This window comes from Lentilactobacillus sp. Marseille-Q4993 (assembly GCF_951230165.1).
In the GTDB taxonomy this organism is placed as follows: Bacteria; Bacillota; Bacilli; order Lactobacillales; family Lactobacillaceae; genus Lentilactobacillus.
This window is the reverse complement of sequence record NZ_CATNVB010000053.1, coordinates 1-5280: the sequence shown is the minus strand read 5'-3', so window position 1 is coordinate 5280 and position 5280 is coordinate 1. Positions and strand designations below refer to the sequence as shown.

At 37.5% G+C, this 5280-nt stretch carries 6 protein-coding genes; 5 read left to right on the top strand and 1 reads right to left on the bottom strand.

The features are described from left to right. The first annotated feature begins 130 nt into the window (after positions 1-130). From QOW94_RS10765 to QOW94_RS10755, 3 genes are all read left to right on the top strand, one after another. Positions 131-517, top strand: coding sequence for a hypothetical protein (locus QOW94_RS10765; RefSeq protein WP_283680460.1), 387 nt, complete (start codon positions 131-133; stop codon positions 515-517). Next, complete coding sequence (locus QOW94_RS10760; RefSeq protein WP_283680459.1) at positions 507-1316, top strand: GH25 family lysozyme; 810 nt, start codon at positions 507-509, stop codon at positions 1314-1316. Before QOW94_RS10765 ends, QOW94_RS10760 begins: the two co-directional genes overlap by 11 nt. A gap of 111 nt (positions 1317-1427) precedes the next feature. Next, positions 1428-1631 carry a hypothetical protein gene (locus QOW94_RS10755; protein WP_283680458.1) on the top strand — a complete coding sequence of 68 codons (204 nt, stop codon included), beginning with the start codon at positions 1428-1430 and terminating at the stop codon, positions 1629-1631. A 114-nt stretch (positions 1632-1745) separates the two neighbouring features. Here the strand turns inward: QOW94_RS10755 and QOW94_RS10750 are convergent, their stop codons facing one another. Next, positions 1746-2090 carry a hypothetical protein gene (locus QOW94_RS10750; protein WP_283680457.1) on the bottom strand — a complete coding sequence of 115 codons (345 nt, stop codon included), beginning with the start codon at positions 2088-2090 and terminating at the stop codon, positions 1746-1748. 184 nt (positions 2091-2274) lie between these two features. Here QOW94_RS10750 and QOW94_RS10745 point away from each other — a divergent pair, with 184 nt between their 5' ends. Then, the gene (locus QOW94_RS10745) at positions 2275-2907 is read left to right on the top strand and encodes a M57 family metalloprotease (protein ID WP_283680455.1); all 633 of its coding nucleotides are present in this window, start codon (positions 2275-2277) and stop codon (positions 2905-2907) included. Between the two features lie 314 nt (positions 2908-3221). Continuing rightward, positions 3222-5280 (top strand): BspA family leucine-rich repeat surface protein (locus QOW94_RS10740; protein ID WP_283680454.1); only part of this gene is annotated, 2059 nt, incomplete at its 3' end.

Genomic DNA, 5280 nt, shown 5'->3' with positions numbered 1-5280 from the left:
TTTTTTGTTACGGCATCAAGTGCCAAAAAGAACCTCGGCTTTGCTTCGCTACCACTTTATCAAAAAAATGGTGAATCCTAGCTCCGTCGAGTTTTGGATTCACCATTTATCTTAGTAAGTTTTTGTGGTCATGATTAGGTTGGCATATCAACTAATCAAGCCTTTATGGGAAAAGAAAATTCTTACTGAACGAAACTCTCATACTAAACAATCTTTAGAATTGGGATTAAAATTTGCAGATGCTATTGTTCCTGAAATGGCTATTTTAGAGAGCCTTAGTAAGAGTGATCGAAAAAAAGAAGCAATTCGATTTGTTAACAATCAACTAAAAAGTAACGGCTTGGATATTGATATTTCAGCAGTCTCGGGCTTGGTTGAACAAGCATACCAAGCATATAAGATTAAGGGTGGCGATAATCATGCACCAAAATCAACTTCGATGCCTGAAAATGTACCAGTTGATACGATAGAAACTAATGCTACCAATGCAGAAAAGAGTGATGCAGATGTCCAGTAAAGTAATCGATGTAAGTTCTTATCAATCAGATACTGTAAGTTACTTCAAAAAGGTTTATAATGCTGGAGCACGGGGAATGATGGTTAAGCTGACGGAAGGTTTAAATTATCTGAACCCTAAAGCTGGTAGTCAAATTGTTAACGGATTAAAAGTATTTAAGTCAGTTGGGGTCTACCATTACTTTCTGGGTAATGGTCAGGCTGAAGCTCAATATTTTTTGGCCCATATCAAAACGATGGGATTGACTAAAGACACTGTGTTAGGTATTGACGTGGAAGACCCATCATTACCGTATTACAATACAGCACAGGTTAATGTGTTCCTTAAATATCTGCGAGACCATGGCTACACACACCTAGTCACCTATGGTAGCGGTTCTTGGTTTAACTCAGGACGTATTAACCGAAGCCATTTAATCGATAAGCATATCTGGGTAGCGGCTTACGGTGTTAGTCAACCGGGGGTCAATAATGCAAATGCCTGGCAATACACTGATAACTTATTTGGGGCTGATTGTTCATACGATTTTGATGGAACTTTAACCGGAAACAATGTTAAGACAAAAGCTGAAATGCCCAAATACTATAACACTCCTGGATTGTATGAAGTAACAGCTAAAATGATACATGCTTATAGAGATAAAAAATTCAAAGTTAAGCGTTATGTTCGTTGGGAAAAAGGTAGCCGTTTTTATGGCACACCAGTAAAATATGGCAAAATAACACGTCTGAAAACAGAATTAGGTTATGTAACTAGTAATACTAGTAAAGTAAAACTAGTTAAGGAGGTACAGAGGTAAATGCATACCTTCTTATCCCTAAAATGGGATTAATGGGGGCCTATCGTAGCTATTATCACAGGAGTATGTGTACTAGCTAATTGAATTTTAAATAAGACTGTCAAAAATCCATTGGATTCATTACGAAAAGAACTACAGCAATTTAGAGAATCAGAAACTGATGCTAGAGAGAAGTTGAGTGATGATTTAAACGAGCTCAATGAAAAAGTAATTAGGAATGAAGTAAAAGTTGATGAACATGATAAGGATATTAAGTTAATTCGTAGTTTTTTAGGAACTTGGTCAAACGGTATAGACAAAGTTCCTAAAAAATAGCCTTACCCCGTAAAATAACGGAATAAGACCATTTCTAAATTGATTTTTTATTTTTTTTAAATGTTAACTTGACAGATTTCAGTTAAGAGATCGAAGGTTTCTTATGCATTGTTTCTAACAATACAGAGCCAAAAACTTTACTTGGATCCAGCCGGATACTTTGCCACTTTTAACATAAGCAAAGCGCGTCTTTTTGCCATCCCGCATCACAATCTGAAATTTAATTACTCTAAATCTTCTACCGCTATAATTGTTAACTTTAATTGTAGCTTTTTTTAAAGTTGGCTTCTTATAAAGAGAACCTCGGGTTAACTCAACAATTTGTTTGGAGTCCTGCCTGCCAGGAGATGTAGTTACCGGTTGGCTAGTGGCAAATGAATTACCGGTAACTGAAGTTGTAGTAAAGGATAAGCAGGTAATTACTGACACTAGACCCACTATAAAGTAATTTCGTTTCATTTTTCAATCCTCCGTAAACTTATTGTAACTGAATAGAGATTTAATTTCCACTGATTAATGTTTAAAGGTTGTTGTTTGAGTTATTATTTAATTCATTTTATAATGAAAGCGCAAACAGTTATACTCTTTTTTGGGTATTTATTGGAAAAATAGTAGTAAAAGGTCATGGAAATGAGGGATTTAAATGACTTTTAAAATTTCAATTTCTAAAAAATTAACTAATTTTGTTTTTGCTGCAGTGATGTTAATTCCTTTGCATGCTTTGGCTGCCACTGGTGTTACGCCAAGCTATGCTAGATTTCCAGACCCAACGGCCTCGATAGATATTGATTCAAATTCAAATTCATATAAAAAGATTTGGAAAACGGCAATTAATGACTGGAATCGGACGGGCGCGTTCCAATTTCAACTCACTGATTCGACGGAAGCCGATGTGGTAGCAGGAACAAGTAATTCATATGGCAATAACTATAGTGGAATGACATATTCCAAATATGATGATTCTGGTTTAATTCAACATGTAGATGCATACATCAATCCAACGGCTTTTAAGATATATCACTATTCAACTAAGGAAAAGGTGATTGTTGCTCAACATGAGTTGGGTCATGTCATGGGGTTATCACATAATCCGTCCAAAAAAAGCGTGATGTATAAGGCAAATCGGAATGTAACCATTCAAGATGTCGATATTGAGGGGGTTCGTGCTCTGTACTCGTCGCAAGGCGATCGAGTAGCTGGCCCAAGAAGTCAAAAGTTCTACGATCCAATCGTAGTTAAGAATGGTGTTCACAGGACACAGGCGGCTCAGCGATAGAGGATTATTTGTAGAAAAAGTATTTTAAATATAACTAATTAGGTGTATCCAAAGATATAGTGATAAATTTGGGTACCCCATAAAAGCGGGTCTACACCTTGTGATACTGATAAATTTTTTCAGTACCATGAAGTGTAGACCTTTTTTATTTTGACTTGATAAAAGAGGCTGCTTTTATTAACCATATCGTAAAGCTAATGGTTAACTAACATAAACGAATAGCCGAAAGCGCTTTAATTGACTTGATTTGACGTTGCGCGCATTATGTAGCCAGAGAGAAGGAGGGACATGTTTTTAGCAAGGGGGCTTATATTATGGTTGATTTTGTTAAGTCTTGTGACAAGAAGTTTTGGCACATTTGGTGTCAGTCAGCTAAGTATTGGTTGTTGGCTGGTCTATCTTTAATTGTGTTTTGGTTAGCTGGTGGTCAATTGATTGTTAATGCTGATGCGGCATCACAATCAGCGACAACTCAACAAGTAGACGCACCAGCGAAAAAGATCATCGCGATTGGCATGAATGGAACAGCTAGGTGGGAACTCGATGATCAGATGACTTTAGACGTAACTACTAATGGTCAGCCGACTGCACAACTTGGGGTAAACTCAGATGCAAATCAATGGAAGTCTTGGGGTGATTTGAATACATCTATAGTTCAAAAAGTTAATATTGAAAAGGGAGTCACATTACCAGCTAATTCGGCAGGAATGTTCGAAAATTTTTGGAATGCAACTTCCATTAATGGTTTAGAAAACATTAATACGTCCGCAGTTAAAGATTTTAGTTATATGTTTTTTAACGATGTGTCATTAACTAATTTAAACGTTTCAAAATGGGATGTTAGCAATGCAACCAATTTGGCTGGCATGTTTTCTCACTGCTCTTCGTTGACCAATTTGGATGTGTCAAATTATGATGTTAGCAAATGCACTAATTTTCATGAAATGTTTTCTTATTGTACTTCGTTGACTAGCTTAGATTTGTCAAAGTGGAACGTTGGTAAAGGCATTGACTTTGGTAATATGTTTGACTCAGCCAGTGGCTTAAAAAGCTTGGATTTATCCAAATGGAATGTTAGCAGTGGAACGGATTTTTCTGTTATGTTTGCCGATTGTAAAAATTTAGCAAATCTGGATGTGTCTAACTGGAATGTTAGCAAGGGTACGAAGTTTGCCAATATGTTTTCAGGATGCTTTGCTTTAACTAGTTTGGATTTGTCACAGTGGGATATGCATAATAACACTAATAGTACCTCTATGTTTACCATGATGTTTGCTAAGAAGCTGAATTTGTGGAAATTAACACTGGGGCCGAATGTTTATTTTGTGCAGCCTGCAAACACCAAAGTATTAGAAGCAGTTCCGGCTTATGGGACTCCAATTCCGGACTTTCCAACGCATGAAGTTGGGCCTAGTAGCGATGCTTTAGCCCCAAGGTGGCAAGCCGTTGATACTAGTAAGGGTGGTAGTGAGTTTAACCCGAAAGGGGATCTATACGATGCCAGTCAACTAGTAACACTATATGCTAAGGGGAATGCCAATCATCCAACTAAGCCAGAAACCTATGTTTGGCAAAACGCTCCTTTGCCGCCAGTATCAGTGGATTATACTTTTGTTCCAGTTGATCAAAACGGCAATTTGATTACTAGTGGCCAAACGTTCAAGGGAAATGGAAAAGAAGGGGATACAATCGATGTTCCACAAGTGGACGGTTGGTCACCAACGATCAAACAAGTGACTATTCCTAAAGGTGGCGGTGATATCCGAGTAACCTATATTGAGAATCCTGTAGTAAAGCCGACAAGTCCAGCTACTTCAAGCGATTCGACAAATAGTTATTCACCAAATTCTCAAGCCACTTTAATGCCACCAACAACATTACCTGAAGTCGAAAAGAACAACGAGCCTAATAATAACAACGAGCCCAAGCGTGGAAGAAATATCCTACCTAAAGGTGAGGTGGTTTATGCTCTGAAACACATTTATTTGTATCAGAACGTGAATTTTAAAAAATCTGACCGGGTAGCTTCATATACCAAGAAACCACGGATTTACCGTCCAATGTTTGTAGTTACCGGTTACGCACGCTCTCAAAACAATGTACTGCGCTACAAAGTTAGAGACGTGAACCACGATTCCAAGACTGCTGGTAAAACTGGTTACATTACAGCTAATTGGAATTACGTTCGCCCAGTTTACTATCAAGCTAAGCATAAAAAGCTGACGGTTATTAATCCGCGGGGAGTTAACGCCTATAAGAATAAGAATTTAACTAACAAGGTTAAGAATTACAAGCAAGGAACCGTTTTACCGGTAGTTAACTTTGTGACCCATAACTTAACGACCCGTTATGTTTTGAAGAATGGTCAGTATA